The 24,458-nt window shown below is 67.6% G+C and carries 19 protein-coding genes and 1 pseudogene; 12 read left to right on the top strand and 8 right to left on the bottom strand.

Annotation, left to right across the window (positions count from 1 at the left end):
• The first annotated feature begins 92 nt into the window (after positions 1-92).
• The gene (locus ACY34K_RS30115; protein ID WP_462752732.1) at positions 93-1,025 is read left to right on the top strand and encodes a ribokinase; all 933 of its coding nucleotides are present in this window, start codon (positions 93-95) and stop codon (positions 1,023-1,025) included.
• Here ACY34K_RS30115 and ACY34K_RS30110 read toward each other — a convergent pair.
• From ACY34K_RS30110 to ACY34K_RS30100, 3 genes are all read right to left on the bottom strand, one after another.
• Positions 1,012-1,998, bottom strand: coding sequence for a TIR domain-containing protein (locus tag ACY34K_RS30110; protein ID WP_462752728.1), 987 nt, complete (start codon positions 1,996-1,998; stop codon positions 1,012-1,014). The genes ACY34K_RS30115 and ACY34K_RS30110 overlap by 14 nt on opposite strands.
• 110 nt (positions 1,999-2,108) lie before the next feature.
• Entirely contained in the window at positions 2,109-3,245 is a 1,137-nt protein-coding gene (locus ACY34K_RS30105; protein WP_462752726.1) for a hypothetical protein, read from the bottom strand.
• A complete protein-coding gene (locus ACY34K_RS30100; RefSeq protein WP_462752724.1) occupies positions 3,242-4,138 on the bottom strand; it encodes a toll/interleukin-1 receptor domain-containing protein in 897 nt (298 codons plus the stop codon). The genes ACY34K_RS30105 and ACY34K_RS30100 overlap by 4 nt, the downstream gene beginning before the upstream one ends.
• A 469-nt stretch (positions 4,139-4,607) precedes the next feature.
• On the opposite strand from ACY34K_RS30100, the gene ACY34K_RS30095 reads away from it, so the two are divergent.
• The 4 genes from ACY34K_RS30095 to ACY34K_RS30080 all read left to right on the top strand — a co-directional run bounded on the left by ACY34K_RS30095 (position 4,608) and on the right by ACY34K_RS30080 (position 11,573).
• Positions 4,608-4,799 carry a hypothetical protein gene (locus ACY34K_RS30095; RefSeq protein WP_462752722.1) on the top strand — a complete coding sequence of 64 codons (192 nt, stop codon included), beginning with the start codon at positions 4,608-4,610 and terminating at the stop codon, positions 4,797-4,799.
• 57 nt (positions 4,800-4,856) lie between these two features.
• On the top strand, positions 4,857-6,131 hold the full coding sequence (locus ACY34K_RS30090; protein WP_462752720.1) for an FxsB family cyclophane-forming radical SAM/SPASM peptide maturase: 1,275 nt from the start codon (positions 4,857-4,859) through the stop codon (positions 6,129-6,131).
• A gap of 166 nt (positions 6,132-6,297) precedes the next feature.
• The gene (gene fxsT, locus ACY34K_RS30085) at positions 6,298-10,239 is read left to right on the top strand and encodes an FxSxx-COOH system tetratricopeptide repeat protein (protein WP_462752718.1); all 3,942 of its coding nucleotides are present in this window, start codon (positions 6,298-6,300) and stop codon (positions 10,237-10,239) included.
• 206 nt (positions 10,240-10,445) lie between these two features.
• Complete coding sequence (locus ACY34K_RS30080) at positions 10,446-11,573, top strand: hypothetical protein (RefSeq protein WP_462752716.1); 1,128 nt, start codon at positions 10,446-10,448, stop codon at positions 11,571-11,573.
• A 245-nt stretch (positions 11,574-11,818) separates the two neighbouring features.
• Here the strand turns inward: ACY34K_RS30080 and ACY34K_RS30075 are convergent, their stop codons facing one another.
• Complete coding sequence (locus ACY34K_RS30075; RefSeq protein WP_462752715.1) at positions 11,819-12,133, bottom strand: hypothetical protein; 315 nt, start codon at positions 12,131-12,133, stop codon at positions 11,819-11,821.
• Between the two features lie 47 nt (positions 12,134-12,180).
• Here ACY34K_RS30075 and ACY34K_RS30070 point away from each other — a divergent pair, with 47 nt between their 5' ends.
• Positions 12,181-13,617, top strand: coding sequence for a DNA phosphorothioation-associated putative methyltransferase (locus tag ACY34K_RS30070; RefSeq protein ID WP_462752713.1), 1,437 nt, complete (start codon positions 12,181-12,183; stop codon positions 13,615-13,617).
• 13 nt (positions 13,618-13,630) lie between these two features.
• Here the strand turns inward: ACY34K_RS30070 and dndA are convergent, their stop codons facing one another.
• Positions 13,631-14,785, bottom strand: a complete 1,155-nt coding sequence (gene dndA / locus ACY34K_RS30065; protein WP_462752711.1) for a cysteine desulfurase DndA — start codon at positions 14,783-14,785, stop codon at positions 13,631-13,633.
• A gap of 249 nt (positions 14,786-15,034) precedes the next feature.
• On the opposite strand from dndA, the gene dndB reads away from it, so the two are divergent.
• The 5 genes from dndB (at position 15,035) to ACY34K_RS30040 (ending at position 22,031) form a co-directional block, all read left to right on the top strand.
• On the top strand, positions 15,035-16,174 hold the full coding sequence (gene dndB / locus ACY34K_RS30060; RefSeq protein ID WP_462752709.1) for a DNA sulfur modification protein DndB: 1,140 nt from the start codon (positions 15,035-15,037) through the stop codon (positions 16,172-16,174).
• Positions 16,171-17,769: a DNA phosphorothioation system sulfurtransferase DndC gene (gene dndC, locus ACY34K_RS30055; RefSeq protein ID WP_462752708.1), complete on the top strand. Its 1,599-nt coding sequence runs from the start codon at positions 16,171-16,173 to the stop codon at positions 17,767-17,769. Before dndB ends, dndC begins: the two co-directional genes overlap by 4 nt.
• Positions 17,756-19,786 (top strand): DNA sulfur modification protein DndD, encoded by a 2,031-nt coding sequence (gene dndD, locus ACY34K_RS30050; protein WP_462752706.1) that lies wholly within the window; start codon positions 17,756-17,758, stop codon positions 19,784-19,786. Before dndC ends, dndD begins: the two co-directional genes overlap by 14 nt.
• Positions 19,776-20,156 carry a DNA sulfur modification protein DndE gene (gene dndE / locus ACY34K_RS30045; protein ID WP_462752704.1) on the top strand — a complete coding sequence of 127 codons (381 nt, stop codon included), beginning with the start codon at positions 19,776-19,778 and terminating at the stop codon, positions 20,154-20,156. The genes dndD and dndE overlap by 11 nt, the downstream gene beginning before the upstream one ends.
• A 132-nt stretch (positions 20,157-20,288) precedes the next feature.
• The gene (locus ACY34K_RS30040; protein WP_462752702.1) at positions 20,289-22,031 is read left to right on the top strand and encodes a DUF262 domain-containing protein; all 1,743 of its coding nucleotides are present in this window, start codon (positions 20,289-20,291) and stop codon (positions 22,029-22,031) included.
• Positions 22,032-22,188: 157 nt separating this feature from the next.
• Here ACY34K_RS30040 and ACY34K_RS30035 read toward each other — a convergent pair whose 3' ends face one another.
• From ACY34K_RS30035 to ACY34K_RS30025, 3 genes and pseudogenes are all read right to left on the bottom strand, one after another.
• Positions 22,189-22,338 carry a hypothetical protein gene (locus ACY34K_RS30035; RefSeq protein ID WP_462752736.1) on the bottom strand — a complete coding sequence of 50 codons (150 nt, stop codon included), beginning with the start codon at positions 22,336-22,338 and terminating at the stop codon, positions 22,189-22,191.
• A 121-nt stretch (positions 22,339-22,459) separates the two neighbouring features.
• A pseudogene (locus tag ACY34K_RS30030) lies at positions 22,460-22,733 on the bottom strand (transposase); the annotation flags it as partial.
• The gene (locus ACY34K_RS30025) at positions 22,622-22,891 is read right to left on the bottom strand and encodes a winged helix-turn-helix domain-containing protein (RefSeq protein ID WP_462752730.1); all 270 of its coding nucleotides are present in this window, start codon (positions 22,889-22,891) and stop codon (positions 22,622-22,624) included. The pseudogene ACY34K_RS30030 and the gene ACY34K_RS30025, both read right to left, overlap by 112 nt.
• Before the next feature lie 1,368 nt (positions 22,892-24,259).
• On the opposite strand from ACY34K_RS30025, the gene ACY34K_RS30020 reads away from it, so the two are divergent.
• Positions 24,260-24,457 (top strand): hypothetical protein, encoded by a 198-nt coding sequence (locus tag ACY34K_RS30020; RefSeq protein ID WP_399245695.1) that lies wholly within the window; start codon positions 24,260-24,262, stop codon positions 24,455-24,457.
• Position 24,458: the final 1 nt, after the last annotated feature.

The following is a 24,458-nucleotide window of genomic DNA, read 5'->3' as shown; positions in this document are numbered from 1 at the left end:
GGGCGGCGGCCAGGATGGGAACGGCCTTCTCCGGCCTCGGCGAAGGCGCCGGCCGAGGTCGTCGCCCGGTGACGAGGACAGGGATGACGGAGATGTACGACTACGACGTGCTGGTGGTCGGCTCGGCCAACGCCGACCTGGTGGTCGCCGTGGACCGACGGCCGGGGCCGGGCGAGACCGTGCTCGGCTCGGACCTGAGCGTTCACCCGGGAGGCAAGGGCGCGAACCAGGCCGTCGCCGCCGCCCGGCTCGGCGCCCGCACCGCCCTGCTGGCCCGGGTGGGGCACGACGAGCACGGCCGGATGCTGCTGGACTCCCAGCGCGAGGCCGGTGTGGACACGGTCGGCGTCCTGGTCGGCGGCGCCCCGACGGGGGTCGCGCTGATCACTGTCGACCCGTCGGGCGACAACAGCATCGTGGTCTCACCCGGCGCGAACGGCCGTCTGACGCCCGAGGACGTCCGGGCCGCCGGGACGCTCGTCCACGCGGCCCGGGTGGTCTCGGCCCAGCTGGAGATTCCCCGGGAGACGGTGCTGGAGACGGTACGGGCCCTGGCCCCGGACAGCCGCTTCATCCTGAATCCGTCCCCGCCGGCGCCGCTGCCCGGGGAAGTCCTCGCCGCCTGCGACCCACTGATCGTCAACGAACACGAGGCGCGGTACCTCCTCGGCGACGCGGCGGGGGACACCCCGGAGGACTGGGCACGCGGTCTGCTCTCCCGGGGCCCGAAGTCCGTGGTGGTCACACTCGGCGCGTCGGGCGCCCTCGTCGCCGCTGCCGGCTCCGTCACCCGGGTCACGAGCCCGCGGGTGACGGCCGTGGACACCACGGGCGCGGGTGACGCCTTCACCGCCGCCCTGGCCTGCCGCCTCGGCCGGGGCGACGACCTCACGACGGCCGCGGCCTACGCCGCTCGCGTCGGCGCCGCCGCCGTCACCCGCGGCGGCGCCCAGGGTTCCTTCCCGACCGCCGCCGAGGTCGACGCCCTGGCCGGCGGTGCCGGTGGCGAGGTCAGGGCTCTCTGAGGAGGTCCCTGGCCCTGACCGCCGACGGCTCGTCGGGGGCGATGAGTTCCAGCGTGTCGGCGAGGGACGCGCTCAACTCCCGGTCACCGGCCGCGAGCCGCGCCAGCGCCACCAGACGGGACCGGAAGTGCGGGCTCTGCGGGAGCCGGACCCGGCGCCCGAGGCGTTCCCCCGTGAGCTGGAGCCAGAGCTGGAAGCCCGCCTGGTCGTCGAAGACCTCGACGGTCTCCAGTTCGTCCACGACCGACTGTGACCACGCGTGGGCGTCGGTCCGGCCCCCGGCCTGACTGCCGGCCGGGGTCGCCGGGGTCGCCGGGGTGGGGTCGGCAACGGTCGGCGCCGTGGCGGAGGCCCCCGGAGCGGGCGCGAGGTGAGACGGTGCGGTCGGCCTCGGAGCGGACGCGGCGGGAGCTGCCGGGCCGGGCGCGGCAGCGGGTGCCGGTGCACGCCATCCCGCGGGCGGGGCGAGCCCCGGCACGCGGTCGACGGGCAGCGGTGGCGGCGCGACGGCCACCAGGTCGGCGATCCGGTCCGCGACGCGGCTGACGAAGCGGCGGTAGGCGTCCGGCTCGAACCGCATCAGGTCGACGACACAGCTGTCGGCGTACTCCTTGCCCAGGTCGGGAGAGCCCTTCTGGATCGCGTCGACCGCCTCCGGCCACGGTTCCCGCAGCCGGGTCCAGACGAGGGGGAGGATGCAGGGGGGCCGCCGGACACCGGTGGCCGCGGCGAGGCCGGCCCGTTCCTCGAACACCGCCCACTCCCTGCCGCACCACGTACTGGCGAAGTAGTCGTCGCTCACCAGCGGCACCAGTACCGACGCCGTGCACACCGCCTCCTCGATCAGCGGTTCCCAGTCGTCGCCGAGACGCAGCGCCCGCTGGTCGAGGAACCCGACGGTGGACACCCGCCGGCCGAGCTTCAGCTGGAGTTCGGTCTCCAGATCGGCGTGGAAGTCCCGGACGTAGTCCAAGTCGGCTTCCCTGCGCGGATAACTGGTGAAGAAGGGGTAAGGAAGTCGGTTCTCCGCTGCTGTCACAGGTGCCTCCGCTCTTACCGCCGGCCGGGCACGGCCGGCGTCGGTCATGGAACGCCCGGCCCGGTTTCCGGTGCGCGTTCCGGTGGCGTCTCGTATCCCTCCCGTTCCGCGTCGACCAGGCGCCGGAATTCCCGGACGCCGGGATCGTCGCCGCCCACGAGCCGCAGGGCGTCGGCGATCGTCTCCAGCATCGTCAGGCCGGGGGACAAGAACGCCCGGTCGACGAGCCCGGCCAGTCTGGTGCGGAGTAGGTCCGACTGCGGCAGCCTGAGCTTGCCGCATTTCCCCTCGATGGCGCTCTGCCAGGCCCACCAGGTCGCGTTCTCGTTGAGGAAGTCGAGTTGTTCCAGGGCATCGACCAGGGTGGTCCTCCGCCGGAGGTCGCCGGTGGTCTCCGCACGTGGCCGGGGAATGCCCTGAAGGGCAGGGGCCGGTGTCCGCTCCCTCCCCGTGGCCGGTTCCCCGAGCCCCAGCCTGCCCAGATCCAGCAGCCTCGGAACAGCCTTCGGTTTCACATCCTCACGCACCAGCATCCAGCTCACCTCGGTGATGAGGGCGGGATGGTCGCCCAGCCGCTCGGCGATCAGCTCCGAGGTGGGCGGGTCGACGGCGGTCGCGAGCGAGCGGACCAGGGCGGCGGCGCTGGCGCGGTCCAGCGGGCCGAGGGCCACGGAGTCCTTCGGCCAGCCGGCGGTGCGGGCCGACGGTGAGGTGATGAGGATGTGCCCGGCGCCGGTCCGTACGTGCTCGCGCACGGCCTCCGGGTCGGCGACGTCGTCGAACACCAGCAGCCAGCCGTCGTCCGGCCGCAGCAGCCCCTCCTCGCCCTCCTGCGCCTCCGGGACGGTCATGTTCGCCGCACGCAGTTCGCGGTGGAGCATCTCGCGCTGCTGCTCCAGGACGGCCTGGGGGTCGCCGGCCTTGCACGGGAGCCACCACACCACCTCGTAGCGCAGGGAGTAGCGGTGGCAGAACTCGACGGCCGTCTCGGTCCTGCCCGCCTTGGTGAAGCTCTCGGCCTCGTGGAGGAGAGCGGCGCCGTCCTGCTCCAGGTACTGGCATATGAGGTCGATCTCGCCGTCGCGCCCCGCGAAGTTGTGCAGGCGTGAGGGCACGTTCCAGACGGGCGGGAGCTGGGCCGGTGAGCGCGGCTGGTCCCGGGGCGCGGCGGCCAGGGTCACTCGGCCTCTCTCCACCGTCGGGCGACCCGGCCCGCGAGGCGACGGATCTTGGCGTACAGGGCGTCGGCCTCCTCCGCGCCGCCGCCCCGGAGGTCGACGAACTCGGCGGTCCGCAGCGACGGCGGTGGCAGTTCTCCGTCCACCCGGGCGAGGATCAGCCGGTCCTCGTCGTCGGCGGCGGGATCGGCGAGGGTACGGTCCCAGTCCTCCGGCGCGGAGGCGTAGGGCCCGAAATAGCCGCGCGACAGCAGTACGACGACGAACTCGCCAGCGGCTCTCGCGCGCCGCACGGCGTCGTGGACCGGTTCCCCGGACGACGCCTCCCAGCGGACCTGCCGGACGGTCACTTTCCGTCGTTTGAGGATCCAGGTGATCCAGTCGGCCCACTGCTGGTCCGCGCCGACGTAGCTCACCGCGACCGAGTCGGGATCGCCGAGGGGGCCCGCCGCCACGGGTACGTCGAGGCGTCTGGCGCTCAGCGGCGTCGTGTCCCGCAGCGGCTGGGCCGGCGCCCCGGCCTGGACGGGCCTGCGGGCGGGGCGGGCCCGGCCGGGTGCGGGGGCGAGCGGGCGCAGCCCGAGCTGTTGCGCGTCGATGATGCGGCGGGCGATGCGGCGCACCGCGGAGTAGTACTCCGTCTCGTCCCGCTCGCGCGCCAGGTCGTAGAGCCCCCGGTCGGCCGGTACCGGATGCTCTTCGGTGTCCAGCCGGGGCGGCGGTACTTCTTGATGCGGATCGCCGGTGAATGCGGTGCGCGACGTCACTTTCCAGCGCACGGAAATAAGACATTCCGAAGCGTCCCGCGAGGTGGTGGTGCGGTGCAGGGCAATGCGCTCGTGGAAGTGCCGCCATTCCCTGAGGCCGTCCGGGTCGGCGAGATAAGAATCGGACACCAGTGCAACCATGCAACCGACCGAGGCCGCGAGTTCGGCGGGGGTACCCTCGTCCGCCCCTGCCGCGGCCAGCCCCGCCCCCAGCCCCCCGTACGCCGACGACCCTTCCCTGATGCGAAGTTGATGCTCCAGGTCGGCGTGCAACCGCATCGCCCACGCGCGGCCGTCGCCGCGGGCGCAGCTCGTGAAGAAGTATGGCTTCACACAACGCCCCCAGCGGTCCGGCTCAAAAAAGTTCGAGAAACAGCGACAATGAGACCTACCGCCGGATTAAGTGGCTCATTGACTTTTCAGATACCAGAACGCAGGTCAATCGCGTTAGCATACAATAAAGCCCGGTTCAGCAGAGGTCCAGCCTAACAGGTGATCAAAGGGCATTCATAGAGCCGCATTGCTTTTCAGTCAGACGGAGCACGGAACCGGCCACTCGTCGTTTCGAGAGGCGCAGGTGTGTTCAGGGGAGGCCGGTGTGGTCCAGGTCGCACACAACACGGAACGAGCAGCCAGTGACCTCGATTCTCTGGTTCAGCAGATCGGCGCGACCAGCGGAATGCTCACCACCATGCCGGGGAGCGTCCTCGTCACGGCACTCCGCCGACGGCTGGCCCAGGAAGAGGCCGACTCCGTCCATGTCCCTCCGCTGTGGACCAGCGCCGTCTGAACCCCGCGGGCGAGCACCGTCCGGCCCCGGCACCCGGCGCCGCGGATGAGGGGGCCCATGAGGTCGTACGCCATCAGCCAGTTCGTCGTGAAGATCCATGGCCGCTGCAATCTCGCCTGCGACTACTGCTACATGCACCGTGCCGCGGGCCGCAGTTGGGCCTCCCGCCCGCGCGCGATGCCGGACCGGATCCTGGCCGCGGTGGTCGACCGGATCGGCCGGCATGCCGAACTGCACGGACTGCCCCGGGTGAGAGTGGTGCTGCACGGCGGTGAACCGCTCCTCGCGGGCCGTGAGCGGATCGACTCCTTCCTCACCGCCCTGCGCGACCGGTGCCGGGGCGCGGGGACCGCTCTGGACGTGGTCGTCCAGACCAACGGCACGCTCCTGGACACCCCGATGCTCGACCTGCTGCTGCGCCACCGCGTGCTGGTCGGCCTCAGCCTGGACGGCACCGCCCGCGCCCACGACAGGCACCGCACCAACGAGCGGGGCGAAGGGAGTTACGCCGCCACGGCCGCCGCGCTCAGGCGGCTGCGCGCCCCTCGCCACCGCAGCGTCTACGGCGGTCTGCTCTGTACGATCGACCTGGACGAGGACCCGGTGACCACGTACGAGGCGCTCCTCCGGCACCGGCCGCCCACCGTCGACTTCCTGCTCCCCCACGGCAACTGGAACCACCGGCCGCCGCGGGCGAACGATCCGGAGGCCCCGTACGGCCGTTGGCTGGCCGCCGTCTTCGACCGTTGGTACGGAGCCCCGTTGCGGGAGACCGGGGTGCGCATCCTGGACTCGGTCCTGTCGCGCTGCCTCGGCGGCCCCAGCGAGAGCGAGAGCGTCGGGCCCTCGGGCGCCGACGTGGTCGTCGTGGAGACCGACGGGGGCATCGAGCTCAACGACGCGCTCAAGTCCGTCGACGCCCGTGCGGCCAGGACCGGCCTGAACGTCGTCCGCCACACGTTCGAGGACGCGGCCGCCGACTCCCGGTACCGGGAGGAGACTTCGCCGTCCGCCGGGCTGAGCGAGCTCTGCCTCACCTGCCCGGTGCTCAGCGTCTGTGGCGGCGGTCTGCGCGCCCACCGCTACCGCGAAGGGAGCGGCTTCGCCAACCCGTCCGTCTACTGCGGAGACCTGCGGTTCCTCATCGAGCACATCAGCAGCCGCCTGCGCCGTGACCTGCGCGCCCTGGCCGCACCGGACGTGCTCACCGAACCGGCCGGCCACACCGGCCCCACGGGTGTCACCGAACCGGCCGCACCCCTTCTGGCGTCGCAGTCCACGGGCGCGGTCATCTCATCCTCCGGCAGGAGCGAAGGCGGCGGGCGATGCTGATAGAAGTGGGAGGCGTAAGCGCGGACTTCCCGGAGAAACGACATACAGTCATTCGTGTGAGGGCACTTGCCCCTGCCTCCACGACCGGTGCGACCCCCTCTGCCGGCCGCGGACCCCCAAGACGCCCGATTCCGCGCGGTCTCCGCGCCGGAGACCAGGAGCTGGGATGAGCACCACGCAACTCCGTTCCACCTCTGCGACGGCCCCGGAGGACGCTTCGGACGCCGGGGACCACCCAGCCCGGATCATCGGCTTCCACGCGTTCAAGGGCGGGGTGGGCCGGACGATGGCACTGGTCAACGTGGCCACCGTGCTCGCCAGGGCGGGCAAACGCGTTCTGATCGCCGACTGGGACATGGCCTCCCCCGGAGTCCACGGATACCTGAGTCCGTATCTGGACGATCCCTACCTCCGGGACAGCGAAGGCCTCCTCGACATCCTCACCGCCTACCTGGGCGACGAGCGGCACGACCGCCCCGCCGAGGTCCAACACGGCCACCTCGCACGGGAGTACGCCGAACGGCTCGTCGAGGCGGCGGTGCCGGTACGGATGCCCACCGAGGACGGCGGACTGCTCGACTTCCTCGGAGCCGGCCGCCAGGACCTGGACTACCCCACCGCGTACGCCGCCTTCGGGCGCACGGACTTCTACGACGGCATGCGCGGAAGCGCGCTGCTCGGAGCGCTCCGCGACGTGCTGCACGGCAGCGATTACCACTACGTGCTGGTGGACAGCGGCAGCGGCCACTCCCTCAGCGGCAACGTGTGCACCCTCCACCTCGCCGACACCCTGGTCCTCGGATTCAGCATGGGCGCCCGGGCCATCGACGGCGCGGCCGAGCTGGCCGAGGCCGCCCGCCAGGCAGAACCCGGGCTGCGCATCCTCCCCGTCCCGATGCAGGTGCCCCAGGACGACAAGGACAGACGCCGGCAGAGCCTCGTCGCCTGCCGCGCCGCGTTCGGCGACATCCTCGGCCTGTCCTGCGACAGCGCCGAGGAGCAGCGCTACTGGAGCGCCGCCGAGATCCCGCACATCCCCTTCTACGCGCACGAGGAACTCCTCGCCGTACTGATCGACGAGCCGGGCGAGCCGCTGCTGGCCGCGTACGAACGGCTCACCGGTGAGATCACCCGTGGCGCGGTGACCAAGACGGTGCCCCTCGAGGAGGGCGAGCGCGACCTCTACCGCGCCCGCGCGGAACGCGTCGCCGTCCGGGACGGCGCCTGGGTGCTCCTCCACTCCCCCCGCGACCGGATGTGGGCCGACTGGATCCGCGCCGAGGTGGCCAGGGCCGGGGTCAACCTCGGCGGGCGGCTCGTCGGGGACCCGGAGAACGTACCGTCCGACTGCCGCAAGGTGCTGGTGCTCTCCTCGTCCCACCTCGCGCACGACACCGCCGAGCGCGGCCGCCTCGACCACCTCGACGCCCTCCGCTCCACGCCGTGCTCCGGCGCCCCGGAGATCGTCGTGGTACGCGTCGGTGACGGCGCGCTGCCCGTCCTCGACCTGCTCCAGGCGCCCGAACTGCACCACCAGAGCGAGGACGAGGCACGCCGGCTGCTCCTGCACCACCTGCGGCTCCCGGCCCACCCGGCCGCACCCGGCTCCGGCGACCGCTCGATCGGCCCCCGCTTCCCGGGCCTGCGCCCGAAGGTGGCGAAGATGCCGGCGCAGTACCCCAAGTTCGTCGGGCGCGACACCGTCCTCGACGGTCTCCGCTCCCACCTGCGGCCGGGCGCCGCCGCCCCCTCCGTGGTCCTGGGCAGCAGGGCTCCCGGGATGGGCAAGAGCCAGATCGCGCTGGAGTACGTCCACCGGTTCGCCGCCGACTACGACGTCGTCTGGTGGCTGCCCGCCCACGACCCCACCGAGACCAGGTCCGCCCTCGGCCTGCTCGCCGAGCGCCTCGAACTCCCCAACGCGGCACGGTCACCGCAGGCCGCCCGCAGCGTGCTGGGCGGGCTCGGCGAGGACGGCAGCGCCCACGGCCGCTGGCTGCTCGTCTACGACAACGCCGCCGACCCCGCCTCCCTCTCCGGGCTCCTGCCGCCCGACAACACCGGCCACGTCATCATCACCTCGAACGACGAGGGGTGGGACGAGCACGCCCAGTGGATCGAGGTGCCGGAGCTCGGCCGGGACGAGTTCCACGCCCTGCTGCGCCGCCGGGCCGGCAGCCTCTCCGACGAGGACGCCGACCGCATCATGTTCGAGACCGGGCGGACGCCGCACGCGGCGGAGATGGCCGGGGGCTGGCTGGCCCGCAACGAGCCGCCCTACTCCCAGCACGTCGCCGTGTACCTGGAAAGCCTCCAGGAGTACAGCCGGCGGCAGGCCGCACTCCCCTCCACCGAGGGCTACGGGGCGGCCGAGGCAGCCGCCTGGAGCCTCGCCCTGGACGACCTCGAAGGACAGAAGCCCGGCGCGGTGCGCCTCCTCAAACTGTGCGCCTTCCTGTCACCCGACGGCATCGCCACGGACGTCTTCACGATGCCCCCCGTCCTCGACGAACTCGCCTCCGTCGACAGCGCGCTCGGGGACACCGCGCTGCTGCGGACGCTCCAGCCCCGGATCAGCCGGCTCCAGCTCGCCCGCTACGAGCCGCAGTCCGGCCGGCTCGTCCTGCGGCCCGCCCTCCAGCGCTTCCTGCTCTCCCGCATGGACGACGAGGAGCGCAAGCGGCTGCGGTCCGTCGCGCTCGCCGCGCTCGCCGCATACTCCCCGGTGGACGCCAAGGCCGACGACCCGGGCCAGGAAGACGTCTACCGCGAACTCCAGCGACACATCGTGCCGTCCGGCGCCCAGGACAGCGAAGCCCCCCAGGTGCGCCGCTGGCTGGTCAACCAGCTCCGCCACATGTGGCGGACCAACCAGTGGACCGCGGCCCGGACGATGGGCGACGAGATCCGCGAACGCTGGCGCGCCCGGCACGGTGACGACGACCTCCTGCTGCTCCGGCTGACGGCGCAGCTGGCCAACGTCTACCGTCTGCAGGCCCACTTCACCGACGCGTACTCCCTCACCTCGGACACCCTGCGCCGCCAGCGCGAACGTCTCGGCGCCGACCACCCGTTCACCCTCATGACCGCCCGCGGCCTCGGTGCCGACCTGCGCGCCATGAACCGCTTCACCGAGGGGTACGAGTCCGACAACGCCACCCTGGAGGGCCACCGGCTCGTCTTCGGCGAGGACCACCCCGACACCCTCCTCGCCGCGAACAACATGGCGCAGGCCCTGTACACGCTCGGCCAGTACGCAGAGGCCCTGGAGCTGGCCACCCAGACCTTCAACGCCCAGTGCCGGATACTCGGCGAGGAGCACGTACTGACCTGGTGGTTCGCCATAGCGACGGGCATGGCCCACCGCGAGCTCGGGGAACTGGAGCAGTCCGAGCGGCGGATGCGCGAGGCCATGGAGCGGAGCACGACGCTCAAGCGCGTCGGCGGCCAGCAGCGGCACGTGGCCGCCCGGGAACTGGCGACCACCCTGCGCCACCAGGGCCACGTCGAGTCCGCCGCGGGGCGGAGCCGGCAGGCCATGGGGCTCTACCGCGCGGCGCACACACTGGACGTGGAGGCGCAGAACGGGCTGCGCGCGCTGCTGGACAGCCACCACCCCGCGACCCTGATCACCACGCTCGGCCTCGCGACGGACCTGCACGCGATGGGCGAGAGCGACGACGCCGTCCGCCACGCCGACGAGGCGCTCAAGGGCTTCACCGCGATCTGCGGCACGGAGCACCAGGCCGCCCTCGCCTGCGCCGCGATGCGGGCCCGCTTCCTCAGCGACACCCGGAACCCCGGGAGGGCGCTCGAAGAGGGGCGGACCGCCGTGCGCAAGCTGCGCGCGCTGCTGGGCGCACACCACCCCGTGGTGCTCGCCGCGGACCTGAACCTCGCGACCGTGCTGGTGCGCGAAGGACGGCCGGACGAGGCCGTCGCGCTGGAGGAAACGGTCCTCGAGGCCGTCGGCCACCGGCACGGCGACGGGCATCCCCTGGCGCTCACGGCCGACCGCCACCTGCGGCACAGCCGTGCGGTGGCGGCCGGGGCGGACGACGCCGACTTCGTCCGGGGGACGGCCGAGGTGGCCGTCCTGCCCTTCTGATCCGCTGCCGGTCCGCCGCCGGCCCCCTCCGGTCCGGCGGCGTCCGCACCTCCGGTCCCACCGTCCCCGGCGGTGTGGCCGACGCCATTCTTATTGGCCAATTCCGCCATTAGCCCTTACAGCGCAACCCAGTTGAGCCATCCTGGTCGCGCGGCCGCCCCTCGGGGGGGCCGCGGAACCGACGGGGGCAGGAGGGGGAGCCCGTGATGGAGGCGCCTGTGAAGGACGGCCGACCGACGAGCGGGGCGGTACCGGACCCCGTAGTCATACGCACGGACCGTCTCGGCCCGGCAGCCGACGCGTTCCTGGAACTCTGCGCGAGTGCCGTGCTCCCGGCGGGCCTGCACTTCGTCGCCCACTACGACCACGGGATGTTCGACTTCTCGGCCGACGTCCTGGACCTCGCCCCCGGCCGTCCGCCCGTCCCCGGGCTGCGGGAGCTCTACCGCGCCGTGGGCAGCCAGCTGAGTTACACGCTCTCCCGCGTCGACCACGACCTCGCCGTGGCGGACGGCGGACGGCTGGTCCGCACCGTCCTGCGGTCCCCGATGGGCAGCCTCTTCTACTACGAGGTGCGCCCCGGCCGCGAGTACCTGCTCGGCGCCAGTGTGGGCCCACAGGACCCGGAGGCCGCCGCACAGCACATGGACCGGCTCGTGGACGCCTACCGGGCCGCCTCCCACCTCCCGGTCGCCCACCGGAGCGGCCCCGCCGCCATCACCCCCCTGTGGCCGGACAGCGCGGACCCGTGCTACATCCGCACGAGATCCGCGGCCACCGGCAGCACGGCCGGCTTCGCCGGCGCGGGCCTTTCCGGCGGCTTCGCCCCGACCGGGGGCTCCGGTCCGTCGAGCGGCTCCGGTCCGTTCAGCGGCTCCGGCCCGGGCGCCGGCACCGGTGAGCAGGTCCTGGCCCTCTGCCGCACCTTCCTCGACCCGGCGGACCTCCCCTACGTCGCCTGGCTGTCCGGCCCCCAGATGACCGGCTCGGTGGACGTCCTGGAACACCCGCGGCTGAACCCCTACTTCAGAGCCACCACCCACGAGACCCGCCGCCGCTCCTACGCCCGCCTCTCGTTACGCCTGCTGCGCACCTCGGCCCGGCTCGCCGACCCCACGTCCTCCCTGGGCCCCACGCACCTCGTGCGCAGCCTCTTCGACGTGGAGCAGGGCACGGTCCACCTTCGCTCCTTCGGTCCCGGCGGCCACCTGGTCGGCATCACCCTCGACCAGACGAGGGTGCCGGCGGCCGACGCCCGGATGAACCGCCTCGCGTCGGCGATCGACGACACCCTGAAGGCCCCCGCCTGCTACCTCCCGACGGCGCGCATCTGAGACGTGGCGCCAAACCAAAAAGCCCAGCTCAGAGTCGGTTCTGAGCTGGGCTTTGGCTGAGCCGCCTTCGGGATTCGAACCCGAGACCTACGCATTACAAGGGCATGCAAGATCGTGATCAGTGGTGCCGGACGGTGCCACCGAATCCTGTTCTCGCTGATCAGAGACCTGCAGCCTTGATCAGCATGACTCCAGGTCCGCTGTGGTGCCGCCCAGTCCGCTCACGCAGCGCTCACGCTTCAGACCTACGTCCGCACCCAGCAACTGAGCAACGCCCGGTTCTGCTGCCCCTGGTGCTGGGTCGTGTCGAGGGACGCGGTGAGAACAGCGATGCCGTTCGCGCCAGCCGCCGAGCCGCGGGTGCGCAGCGTCGTCGCTGCCGAGGTAGTCACGCCCAGCTGCTCGGGCGGCGACTGGTCCTGGATGAGCGCGAGTGTCATCGTGGCAATGACGGTTCCGATACCCACCGCCTTGCCTGCCAGCCAGGCAAGTTCACCGATTGCACTGAGGGACGCGCTGGAAACCTCAGCTTCCGGAAACCTCTTCGCCCGTACCGCCACCCTGCCTATGCTGCGACCCGCCCCCTTCCCAGACTGACGAGGCCGACATGCAGCAGTCATGGAACAGCGACCGCCGCCGCACCGCGATCGGTCGCTCCAGCCTCTCCGTGCCGGCGCGCCAGGCTCTGGCCGATCGCCAGCTCAACACGGACCGCACGATCCTCGACTACGGCTGCGGCCGAGGCGGCGACGTCGCCTCCCTCCAGCGCCTCGATTGCAAGATCACCGGTTGGGACCCCTACTACAACTCGAGCGCGCCGGTGGCCCCCTCCGACGTCGTCCTCCTCACCTACGTCCTGAACATCATCGAGGACCCCGTCGAGCGCCGGCAGACGCTCAAGGAGGCATGGAGGCTGACCACCTCCGTACTCATCGTCTCGGCTCGCCTCACCTGGGAGCGGTCCAAAGTCCGCGGCCAGGAGTACGGCGACGGCCTCCTCACCAGCCGGCAGACGTTCCAGCACCTCTTCAGCCCGGACGAGCTCCGGATCTACGTCGAGGAGGTCACAGAAACACGCTGCATATCGGCGGCCCCCGGCATCGTGTACGCCTTCAAGGACGACTCAGCCCGACTGGGCTACCTCGCGCACCGCATCGTCCCCGACGCCGAGTGGCTCGCTTCAGCCGATACCACTTCCGCTATCGCCTCGCTGGTCGACTACGTCGAACGGCGTGGCCGCCCGCCCCGTGTCGACGAGATGCCCCGGCCGATGGCCGAACAGCTCGCCCACCTGAAACCCGGCGAACTTAGGCGCCTCATACGCGACTCCGCAGACGCCGGGAGGGTCTCCGAGGGCGCCAAGCGCACGACGCTGAACACGTTGCTGTTCCTCGCCGTCGAGCTCTTCAACGGCCGAGGTCCGTTCAGCAGCCTCCCCCTCGGCATCCAGCTCGACGTCCGTTCGTTCTTCACCTCGTACAAGGAAGCCTGCAGGCGCTCCGACCGTCTGCTCCTCAAGCTCCGGGACGACACCTATATCCGGGGCGCCATGAACGCATCCAGCGTCGGCAAGATCACCCCGACCGCGCTGTACGTGCACCGCCGGGCGATCGACCGGATGCCGACAGTCCTGCGCCTGTACGAGCACTGCGCCTCCGTCGCCGCCGGCCGCCCTCAGGAATGGACCATCGCCAAGCTGAAGCACCAGGGGCGAGCCATCAGCTGGCTCGACTACCCGGAATTCGACAAGGACCCACACCCGCGGATCACGTCCTCGTACCTCGTAGATCTCAAGACTTTCGAGACCTCGCACATGTCCTACGCGAACTCTGCCAACCGTCCTCTGCTCCACCGCAAGCACGAATTCCTGGCGCCCGACGACCCGGACGTTCCGCGTTACCGCCGTCTGACCGAGTCCGAGCTACGCGCCGGCCTCTACGAGAATCCGCACCTGATCGGCACCGAGAATGGCTGGGAGGCCGAACTGATCAGGTGCGGTCGCATGCTTCGGGGACACCGGCTGGTCCAGCGCCCCGAAGACTGAGCAGCTCAAACCGTCAGAGGGCATCCGGTTGCATGTACGCGATCGTCTCCGCCAAGCCGTCCGGGTCGAAGTCCGAGACCTGCCCGGGAAACCACGAGAAGCGGAGGCCATTGGTGGCCACCTCCTCCGGGAGGCCCATTGCGGTCAGCACGTGGCTCGGCGTGTACGAGGCGCTGGTGCATGCGGAACCGGTCGCCACGGCCACCTGGTCCTTGATCCGTACGATCAGGGCCTCGGCATTGAGCCCGTCGAAGGTCACATTGAGGATGTGCGGGACCGCGTGGTCGGCATCGCCGTTGATCTGGAAGCGGGTCTTCCCGAGCGCGGCGAGCAGCCGCTCCCGCATCTCCTTCGCGTCCCGTTCCCAACGCGACCGGTTCTCCTGGAAAACCTTGGATGCTTCGTACAGCCCCATGACCAGTGGCACGGGAAGCGTCCCGGGGCGCAGCTTTCGTTCCTGCCCGCCGCCAAACATGATCGGCTCCAGCGGCACCTTGTCCCAGCCGCGGCGCCGGGTCACCAGAGCGCCGATCCCCTTGGGTGCACCGATCTTGTGACCGCTGATGCTGGTCAAATCGATGGGCGCCTTCAGGTCCTCGGGAACCTTCGCGTACCCCTGCGCGGCATCGACGTGGAGAAAAGTCGGGGTCTTCTGGAGCTTCTCCGCCAGCTCGGCCACGGGCTGGATGACGCCTGTCTCATTGTTCACGTGCATTAGCGAGACGAGCAGGGTGTCTGGCCTCAGCTTCTCCAGCACGGCCTCCGTAGAAATCCGCCCCGAGGGACCGGGCTTCAGGAAATCGACCTCGAACCCCTGCTTCTCCTGCAGATGCAGCAGGGGCTCGATGACCGCCTTGTGCTCGATAGCGGAGGTGATGATGTGCTTCCGGGCGTGCTTCTCTCCGTACGGGGCCATGCCGAGCAGCGCGATGTTGTTGGACTCCGTCGCTCCACTGGTGAAGATGACCTCTTCGGTCCTCACACCAACTGTCCTGGCGAGGAACGTCCTTGCCTCCTGGACCGCTTTCTTTGCCCGGGCTCCGTACTCATGGGTGCGGCTGCCGGCGTTGCCGAAGTCCTCGGTCATCCAGTGGAGCACCACGTCAGCCACCCGCGGCTCCACACGGGTCGTCGCCGCCACATCGAGATACGCCACCACCGCGCTCACCCATCCCAGAGCAATCATCCCGTTACCGGGTACGTCAAACCGTTAACGTACACGCATGCTCGGCTGACGCACAGCGCAGCGCCTCAGAGTTGTCAACGCAGACATCAACGTACGCCTTCCCGGGCAGGAACGTCCTTCGCGCCAGCCGGGCGTAACCCCAGACATGCCGGTGTGTCTTACGTACGTGAAGGTGACGTAACTTCAGCAAGCTCCGTACGTTAAACGGATGACGTACGCTAAGGTTGCCGGGTGGAGATCAAAGCAGCGACACCAGCGCCCCGAGTCGTAGCTCCGCGCACCTCAACGGGGTTCGAGTACACGTTCCCGGCGATCCGCGGCATCCAGGCAGGGCGCGAGTATTACGTCTCGATGTGCCCCCTGCGCCTCATCCCAAAGATCTTTATTTTCGACGAAGACGAGCTCTCGCCGGAACTACGCGCCCAGCGGCTCCTCAACAAGGGGCGCCTCCCGGCACTCACGAAGTACATTCTGGACAATCCAGGGGATTACGTCTTCAGCGCTTTGACCGCATCCGTCGACGGCGACGTGGAGTTCGACCATCTCGGCTCCGACGGCAACGCCTTCCGTACCGGGCAGCTGCGCATCCCCATGGACTCCCGCTTCCTGATCAACGACGGCCAGCACCGGCGCGCAGCCATCGAGCACGCCCTCAAGGAGAACCCGGACATCGGCAACGAGACGATCGCCATCGTCTTCTTCCATGACGCGGGGCTCGCCCGCTCGCAGCAGATGTTCGCGGACCTCAACCGGCACGCGGTACGTCCGGCCCGGTCCATCGGCGTCCTCTATGACCACCGGGACAGCGAAGCCCAGGTCGCGCGCTCGCTGGCCGGCCAGTGCAAGGTCTTCAAGGGCTACGTCGAGATGGAGAAGAGCACCCTCTCCGCCCGTTCCCGGATGATGTTCACCTTGAGCGCTCTCTACTACGGCACCCAGTCCCTCCTGCAGGGCCTGGAGATCGAGGCAGACGCCGCAGCCGAGCTGGCGCAGGAGTACTGGGAGCACATCGACACGACGCTTCCCGAGTGGGAGATGGTTCGCAAGCGAGAGCTCTCGGCACCCGAGATGCGGCGCGACTTCATCCACAGTCACGGAATCGCATTGCACGCTCTCGGCCGCATCGGAAATTCCCTACTTCGGGAATCCACCACGCCTAGTAAATGGAAACGGAAACTCTCCCCTCTGAAAAAGGTCGACTGGACTCGGTCAAATGCAGATTGGGAGGGCCGCGCCATCGTCGGCGGCCGTGTTTCCAAAAGCCACCAAAATGTAACTCTCACAGTCAACTACCTGCGCAATCACTTGCGCCTCGGCCTTAGCGCCGAAGAGCAGCGGGTAGAGGACGCATACCTGCGAGGCGAAGCATGAGCACCATCCCTCTGCAACTCGGCATCACGCCGGTGCGGCGGAAGCCATTCGACGGGCAACCCCTCGAAGAGGTCATCGCCAAGCTCTCAGACGAGGTTCGTGAGCTCTACACCGCCGACCAGGTGCCCTGGGTCATCGGATACAGCGGCGGCAAGGACTCCACCGCTGTCCTTCAGCTCGTATGGAACGCTATCGCCGCTCTGCCGGCGGAGCAGCGCACCAAGACGGTCCACGTCATCAGCACCGACACCCTCGTCGAGAACCCCGTCGTCGCGGCGTGGGTGACGACATCCCTGGAGACGATGGAGAAAGCCGCCGCCAAGCAGGGCCTCCCTATCGAGCCTCATCGCCTGACGCCGGAGATCAAGGACACCTTCTGGGTCAACCTGATCGGTCGGGGCTACCCGGCGCCGCGCCCCAAGTTCCGCTGGTGCACCGAGCGCCTCAAGATCAAGCCCTCCAACTCCTTCATTCGGAACGTCGTGGCAGCACATGGTGAGGCGATCATGGTGCTCGGTATCCGTAAGACCGAGAGCCAGGCGCGCGCCCGTGCCATGGAGAAGCACGAGAAGCGACGCGTCCGTGATCGTCTCTCCCCCAATGCAAACCTTCCCAACTCCCTCGTCTACAGCCCGGTCGAAGACTGGACCAACGACGACGTCTGGGAATACCTGATGCAGAAGCCCAACCCGTGGGGCTACAACAATCAGGATCTCCTCACCATGTACCAGGGCGCCTCCGGCGATGGCGAGTGCCCGCTCGTGGTCGACTCGACCACTCCCTCCTGCGGCTCTAGCCGCTTCGGGTGCTGGACGTGCACACTCGTCGAGCAGGACAAGTCGATGTCGGCGATGATCCAGAACGACGAGGAGAAGGAGTGGATGAGGCCGCTCCTGGACCTCCGCGACAAGCTCGACGCCCCGTTTGGCTATTTCGAAGAGGGCGAGGAAGGACTCCCCGCCGGCCGGAAGCTCCCGTACCCCCGCCCTGACCAGCCGGCCCGAGACTTCCGCCGCATGAACGGCAGGGTCATGGTCTACACGCGTCGGACTGATGGCGAAGAGGTCCCGATCCACGGCCCGTACCTGCAGAAGTTCCGCCAGGGCTGGCTCAAGGACCTGCTGGACGCCCAGACGTGGATTCGCGCCAACGCGCCGGAGCACGTCAAGAACATCGAGCTGATCACCCTCGACGAGCTGCACGAGATCCGCCGCATCTGGGTCTTCGACAAGCACGAGGTCGAGGACTCCCTCCCCCGTATCTACAAGGAGTCCACGGGCGAGGACTTCCCAGGCGGACCTCTGGACGAGCAGCTCGTCATGGGCGCAGACGAGATGGAGCTCCTGAAGGAGCTCTGCGGGGACGACGACCTGCACTACGACATGGTCCGCGAGCTTCTCTCCGTCGAGCGCAAGTACCGAACAATGTCCCGACGCGCTGGCCTCTTCCAAGCCCTGGAGACCGCTGTAAAGAAGGGTTACTACGAGGACAGCGCCGACGCCATCGACTTCGCGCAGCGCAAGAACAAGTGGCGTGAGGAATCGCAGACCCACCTGACCCTGGACGAAGAAACCAATATCGATGCTCCTGCGTAAGATCACTCTCGAAGAGTTCGGGGCTTACCGCGGCACCCAGTCGCTGGATCTGACCACCAAGACGAACAAGCCGATCGTCCTCATCGGCGGCCTCAATGGCTGCGGCAAGACTACCCTCCTCGACGCCATCCAGCTGGCACTGTACGGGCCGCGAGCGCGTTGCAGCGGTCGCGGCAGCAGGTCGTACGAGACGTACCTCCGCGAGAGCATCAACCGGCAAGCCGACCCCACCCGCGGTGCGCAGATCATCCTGGAGTTCACGGTCACGGTGGACGGCACGGAGCACTACTACAAGGTGGTCCGCAGCTGGCACACCAGCGGCAAGACGACGCTTAAGGAATTCGTGAACGCGTTCGTCGACGAGGAGTACGGCTCCAGGGCGAAGCCGGGGCGACGCGTCGAACCTGAGCTGAAGTACAGCCGGGTTCTCAGCCAGGAGTGGGCCGATCACATCGAGAGTCTGCTCCCGCTCGAGGTCGCCTCGCTGTCGTTTTTCGACGGAGAGAAGATCGAATCGCTCGCCGACCCCGAGCGCGCGGCATCGGTCATCGAATCGGCCATCCACTCGCTGCTCGGTGTCAGCACCGTCCAGCAGCTCCGTACGGACCTGCTCGCGCTCCAGCGCCGGCAGAAGCTGTCGGACGAAGAGCAGCACCTGATGGACAAGATCCACGCGGAGGAGCAGGAACGGCAGGCGGCCGACGCCGCTCTGGAGAATGCAGAACAACGGGCCGCGCAGCGCAACAGCGAGCTCGTCAAAGCTCGGCGCACTCTCGAAACGCTGGAGGCTGCCTACAAGCAGGAGGGCGGAAACCTCTTCGAGCGTCGCGTCGAGATCGAGCGCGAGTACGCGCAGGTTTCCGCTCGACTCGCCGAAATCCGCAGCTCCCTCGTCCAGTTGGCTGCAGGCCCGCTTCCGCTCCTGATGATGGGAAGTCACCTCAAGGAACTGCGCAAGCAGGCTGGTCGCGAGCGGACGGCAGCCGAGTCCCACCAGGTACTGGGGGTGCTCGAAGAGCGTGACCAGTGGCTACTGGACATGCTCCCTGACGAGGCGAAGGCCGCTGTAATGGAGAAGCTGGAGGCTGACCGCGCCAAGCGCGCCAAGTCCGCTGGCCTCAAGGTGGATCTCGGCCTCTCCCCAGACACGCTCCCCCAGCTGTCGGCACTCGACGAGGCACTCAGTCGCGACAAGGCACGAGCTGCCGAGCTCCTTCAGCAGGCTGCGGAAGCCGCCGAAGAGAGTGTGCAGCTGGAGCGTCAGCTGGCAGGTGTACCGGCCAAGAGCAAGGTCGAGGCCATCCAGAAGAAGCGTAAAGACCAGCTCCAGGAAGTCGCACGGCTGGAACGGGAGCACGAGAACAGCCTCAACAACGTCGACGAGTTGAAGCGCCGCCTCGAATACGTCTCCGCCTCTCTTCAGCGTGCCCATGAAGAGTTCGTTCGCACCAAGGTGAAGGCCGAAGAGGTCGAGCGGATCATCAAGTACTCGGAGAAGGCCCGGAAGACGCTGGAAAAGTTCGGCGATGCCCTCCTCAAGCGGCACATCAGCCGCCTCGAGGTAGCAATGCTCACGAGCTTCCAGACCCTCATGCGCAAGCAGGGCCTGGTGAACGACCTCCGCATCGATACCGACAAATTCACGCTCACCCTGGCTGACACCGACGGTGAACCGATCGATCCCGGCCGTCTCAGCGCGGGCGAGCGACAGCTACTCGCCGTCTCCCTACTCTGGGGCTTGATGAAGGTCGCCGGCAACCGCCTGCCCAGCGTCATCGACACGCCGCTCGGCCGGCTCGACAGCCGCCACCGCGAGCACTTGGTGGACCGATACTTCCCATACGCCAGCGACCAAGTCCTCCTTCTCTCCACCGATGAGGAGATCGACGAGTACCTGCTTGGCCGCCTCGAGAAGTCCGTCGCCCACACCTACACCCTGGTTCACGACGACACCACCTTCACCACCAGCGTCGTCGAGGGTTACTGGTGGAACGTAGGAGCCAGCAATGTCGCTTGAGAACATCCGCCTCGCCACCGCAAGTAAGGATCGCCTGAGCCGTCTGAAGCACACCACCGGCATCACCCAGTGGAACGTCCTGTGCCGCTGGGCACTGGTGCTCTCCCTGGCGGACGCCTCTACCCCCCTGGTTCGTGAGGTCGTCACCGACTCCAACGTCGAGATGTCCTGGAAGACCTTCGCCGGACCCCACGGCGACCTCTACCTCGCCCTGCTCAAGCAGCGCTGCGTGGCAGACGGACTGGAGCCGACGGACGAGAACGTCTCCCATACGCTGACGATCCATCTGGCCCGGGGGGTCGGGTACTTGGGTGCGCACAAGGAGATGACAGCGATCGAGGGGCTGATCGGGGCCGTAACAGCCGTCTAAATTGTCAAAAATTGCCCAGTTTAGGGCCGATTCGCCTGCGCGGGTCGGCCCTTCCCTGCACCTCCACACGATTGCGACCAGTCATCAGAAAACACAGATCCACTTAACTCATTGACACTTAAGCTGCCCTGTATGGCATCGGGACACGGCAGCACCTCGCTTCAGCTCTACCTCGTCGGCATCGGTGAGGTCCTGCGCAACAATCGCCTGGTCGTTCCCCAGTTCCAGCGCTCGTACTGCTGGAAGGTGGAGCAGGAGGTCCTCGACTACTGGACCGACCTGAACCGGGCGATCAACGGCGGGGCGAAGGAGGAGTACTTCTTCGGCACGATCGTGATCACCCAGGACGGCGACGGGACTCGGAAGCGGATCATCGACGGCCAACAGCGGCTGGTTACCTCCTCCCTCCTGATCGCTGCCATCCGCGACGAGCTGCGAACCCTGGAGGGGAACCTGCTCAAGGCGGACGACTCCCAGGCTGTGGGCATCAGCCGCACCTTCCTGGCCAGCAAGGCATGGAACGACAGGTACGCAGAGTCGCACCTCAAGCTCAACGAGAACGACAACCCCGACTTCCTCGGGATCACCACCGAGACCGCGCTCCCGGGGAAACCCGCGAGGACCGACTCCGACATCGTCAAGGCGTACCGGTTCTTCCGGGAAAAGATCTCGCAGTTCCGCAGCCTGCATGGGATGGACGCGGCCAACGTCCTCGAGAAATGGGTGAGCTACATCCAGCACCGGGCGCAGCTCGCCGTGGTCGAGACCCCGACCGAGGCAGACGCCTACGTGATCTTCGAGACTCTCAACAATCGAGGCGCCGACCTGACCACCGCGGACCTCCTGAAGAACCACCTCTTCGGAGCCGCCGGCGAGCAGCAGAACCTCAACGCGGTCCGGAACAACTGGCACCAGTCACTCGGGACGCTCCAGCTCGGGGCCGCCGATGCGAAGTTCACCAAGTTCCTGCGCCACTACTGGAGCTCGAAGGTTGGCAAGATCACCGAGCGCGATCTCTACGCGGAGATGCGCAAGGAGGTGACCCATCGACAGGAGGCGCTGCATTTCTCGGAGAACCTCCTGTCAGCCACACACGCCTACACCGCGCTCTCCAACCCGGAGAGCGACTTCTGGGCGACCAAATGCAGCGGCAACGGTCACCGTCCCGCTCTCGACACACTCGCCATGTTCGACCTGGTTCCCAACAAGATCCTCCTGCTGGCGGCAGTCGACCACTTCCACTCCCACGAGCTCGAGAAGCTCCTCCGGGCCATGGTGAACTGGTCAGTGCGCGGCATGATTATGAGCATGATGAACCGCGGCCGCTTCGAGGACCAGTACTCTCAGATCGCGGTCGCCATCCGGAATGGCGAGGTCACCACCACCGCGCAGGTCCGACTGCGCGTAGAGGACCTCATCCCCTCCGACACCGACTTCAGGGAGCAGTTCGCGCTCGCCACCATCGGAAGAAGCGATTCCAAACTTGCCCGGTTCTACCTAAGCGCCCTGGAAACGACAAGGCGAAAGGAGTCCCAGCCAGAGTTCGTCCCCAACAGCAACCCGAGCCAGGTCAATCTGGAGCACGTGTTCCCGCAGAACGCCAAGGAAGCCGACTGGGAGGACTTCATCAAGAAGAGCGGGGGCAAGCAGGACGCCGCCAGCTGGGTCTACCGCATTGGCAACATGGTGCTCCTGCAGGCTGGAGTGAACTCTAAGATCGGGAACAAGTCGTTTGCCGAAAAGGTCGAGGTCTTCAAGGCGTCGGGCTTCGAGCTGACCAGAAAGATCAGCGAGAAGAGCGAGTGGACCCCGGACAGCATCCGACTTCGGCAGACCGTCCTTGCCGGGCTCGCGGTCAAGACCTGGCCGCGCTGAACTACTGCAGGCACGGAGAACCCATTCCTCAACCGGCTCAAACGCCAAAGTATGTGAAATGTCAGCCTGTCGAGGCTGAAGCACGACTTCCCCCGCCTGCCCTTCTACTACATCCTCTCGAATACAAAAATAGCGCCGAGGCTGCAACCATTATTGATCAGAAACTCAAATGGTTCTCTTCGAGGGTGCAGCGGATGTGGAGGCCGTCGAAGTAGCCGCGGACGATGTGGGGCTGGCGCTGGCGGCAGTGGAAGAACCTGCGGTTCTCGGCTGCGAGTTGGGCCTGGTGGCGGGTCCTGCTGCTCATGAGCAGGCTGCGTTTGAGGTCGACGTTGACGAGTTCGTCGGGGGTCAGTTCGGGTGAGTACGGGGGGCAGAAAGTGCAGCTCGATCCTGTCGGCGTGGTCGGCCAGCCATGTGCGGACCACGTGAGAGCGGTGTGCGGAGTGACCGTTCACCACGAGGTGGATCTTGCGGTCGGAAGTGGCCGATGAGCCGGTCGAGGAAGCGGCACATGACTTTCGCGTCGAAGGTCTCGGTGAACACCATGAAGTGCATCCGGCCCTTCGCGCTGATCGCGGACATCGCATTCACGGAGAACCGATTGCCGGTGCGGCGCACGATGGGGGTGCGGCCCTTCTCGCCCCAGGTGCGACCGGTGACCTGATCAGAACGGATTCCGACCTGGTCGGCGAACAGCACCTCACCGTTCTCGGCCTTCGCCGTCGCCCGGATCGCCGGCCATGTCTCCTCCAGCCAGGTCCGCACCGCCTCCGGTTCTGCTCGACCGCGCGCTTGTCGGGCCGCTGGAACGACAGCCCCCAGCGCCGCAGGTACTTGCCCGCCCCGGGCTCGGTCATCCGCACCCGATACAGCTTCGCAATCAGCTCACCCACCTGGCCACGCGTCCACAACTGGCCACGAACACCCAGGTCACACGGCAGGTGATCCAAAATCGCCTGCCGCACTGCTGCCTGCTCGACCCCGGACAGCACCTGATGCTCACCCACGCGCCGCGCGGTCAGCGCCTCCCCCACCAGTTCACTCACGCAGCATTCGACGACCCGGAACGCTTACCGTTTCGGATCAATAAGTGGCATTTAACACTATCCGGTTGCCCACTATCAGACTCCTGACCCTCTCGCCGAAAAATCAATACACCTCCAACAACCTCGATGATTTTCGGCCGATACTCTCTGTAATGAAAGAGCTCTAATCGATGTAGCGTGAAGGTTTTTACTTTGCCATGCAGCGGATCCAGGCTTCATTCTAAATGAAAACGGAACGAAAAGTTCCGAGACTTAGGGCAGCCATCACACGCACCGCCCGGCACTCGAATGAAGTAACCCATATGAGGTGTCGCTTCACTTCCCGCGAGCGCCACCCTCCGGACCAGCAGTTTTAGAGTGCCAGTCTAGGGAGTCTTCCCTTCCGGATTTCCTCGACTGGCACCTAGGCGCCAAGTCGCACCGTTCGCGAAGTGCACTGCGACTTGGCGTGCCGCTGCACGAACATGGTTTCGCGTGTCGCAATGGCGGATCGAATCCAGGGGGCTTGAATTTATAAATCAAAAACTGTGACGCACAGCTACGTATAGCTGTCTGTGAGAACGTCTCGTTCCAAAGCGGTACGACTCGGATGGTGTCAGGGTTACCCCGTCATGGTCGTTCCTCTTCCCTTTGGCTCGCTGCAGCCGAGGGGGAGGGGTAGTTGGGCTCCGCTTTCCCCTGCTACGTGGCAACCGCATGAGCCCAAAGAAAGGAGCAACGTGCACAATCCGCTTGGCGACGATCACTGCTGCACCTCGACGTGCCTGCGGGATGAGGGCCGGAGCACGTCTGGTGGTCAGAGTAACGAGGCCCCTCGAAGGGGCGTATAACTCCGGCCACAATCACGGCAGTTGCCACCCTGGTAACTTCCCTGGCTGCACTGATCACGGCCTTCCGGTAGCAGGCAGCTGTACTGCAATAGTTGAGGCGCAGGTGACGCCGGCTGACCATCTGGGATCACCTTCAGCGTCTTGTCAAGAGTCGCATAACTTCCGAGCACGTTGACCCTATCGGCATCAGTGAATTAGGGCATGAAGCGCTTCGGTGCTAATTAAAGGCTCGATTCCCTGAGCGAATCAAGTCATGGCCCGCTCGTCCTCTTACCCTGCCGAGTTTCGCGAGTGTGCGGTACGCATGGTCGCGGAGATTATTCACAGCCACCCCACCGGGTGGGCCGTTATGAATGCGGTCGCCGCGGACCTGGGCATCGAGGCCGCGGCCACCGCAGAGTGGGCCGACTGGTTCAACAACCAGCTGCTTCACACCGCCATCGGAGACATCCCGCCCCATGAACACGAGACCAACTACTACGTTCCACAGAGGTGGGCAGGGTTGATAGCCGTACGGATTCCGGCTGTCGACCCTGCCCTGAGGTAGC

It is taken from the genome of Streptomyces sp. STAM6, assembly GCF_054963715.1.
This window is presented reverse-complemented; position numbering and strand designations above follow the sequence as displayed.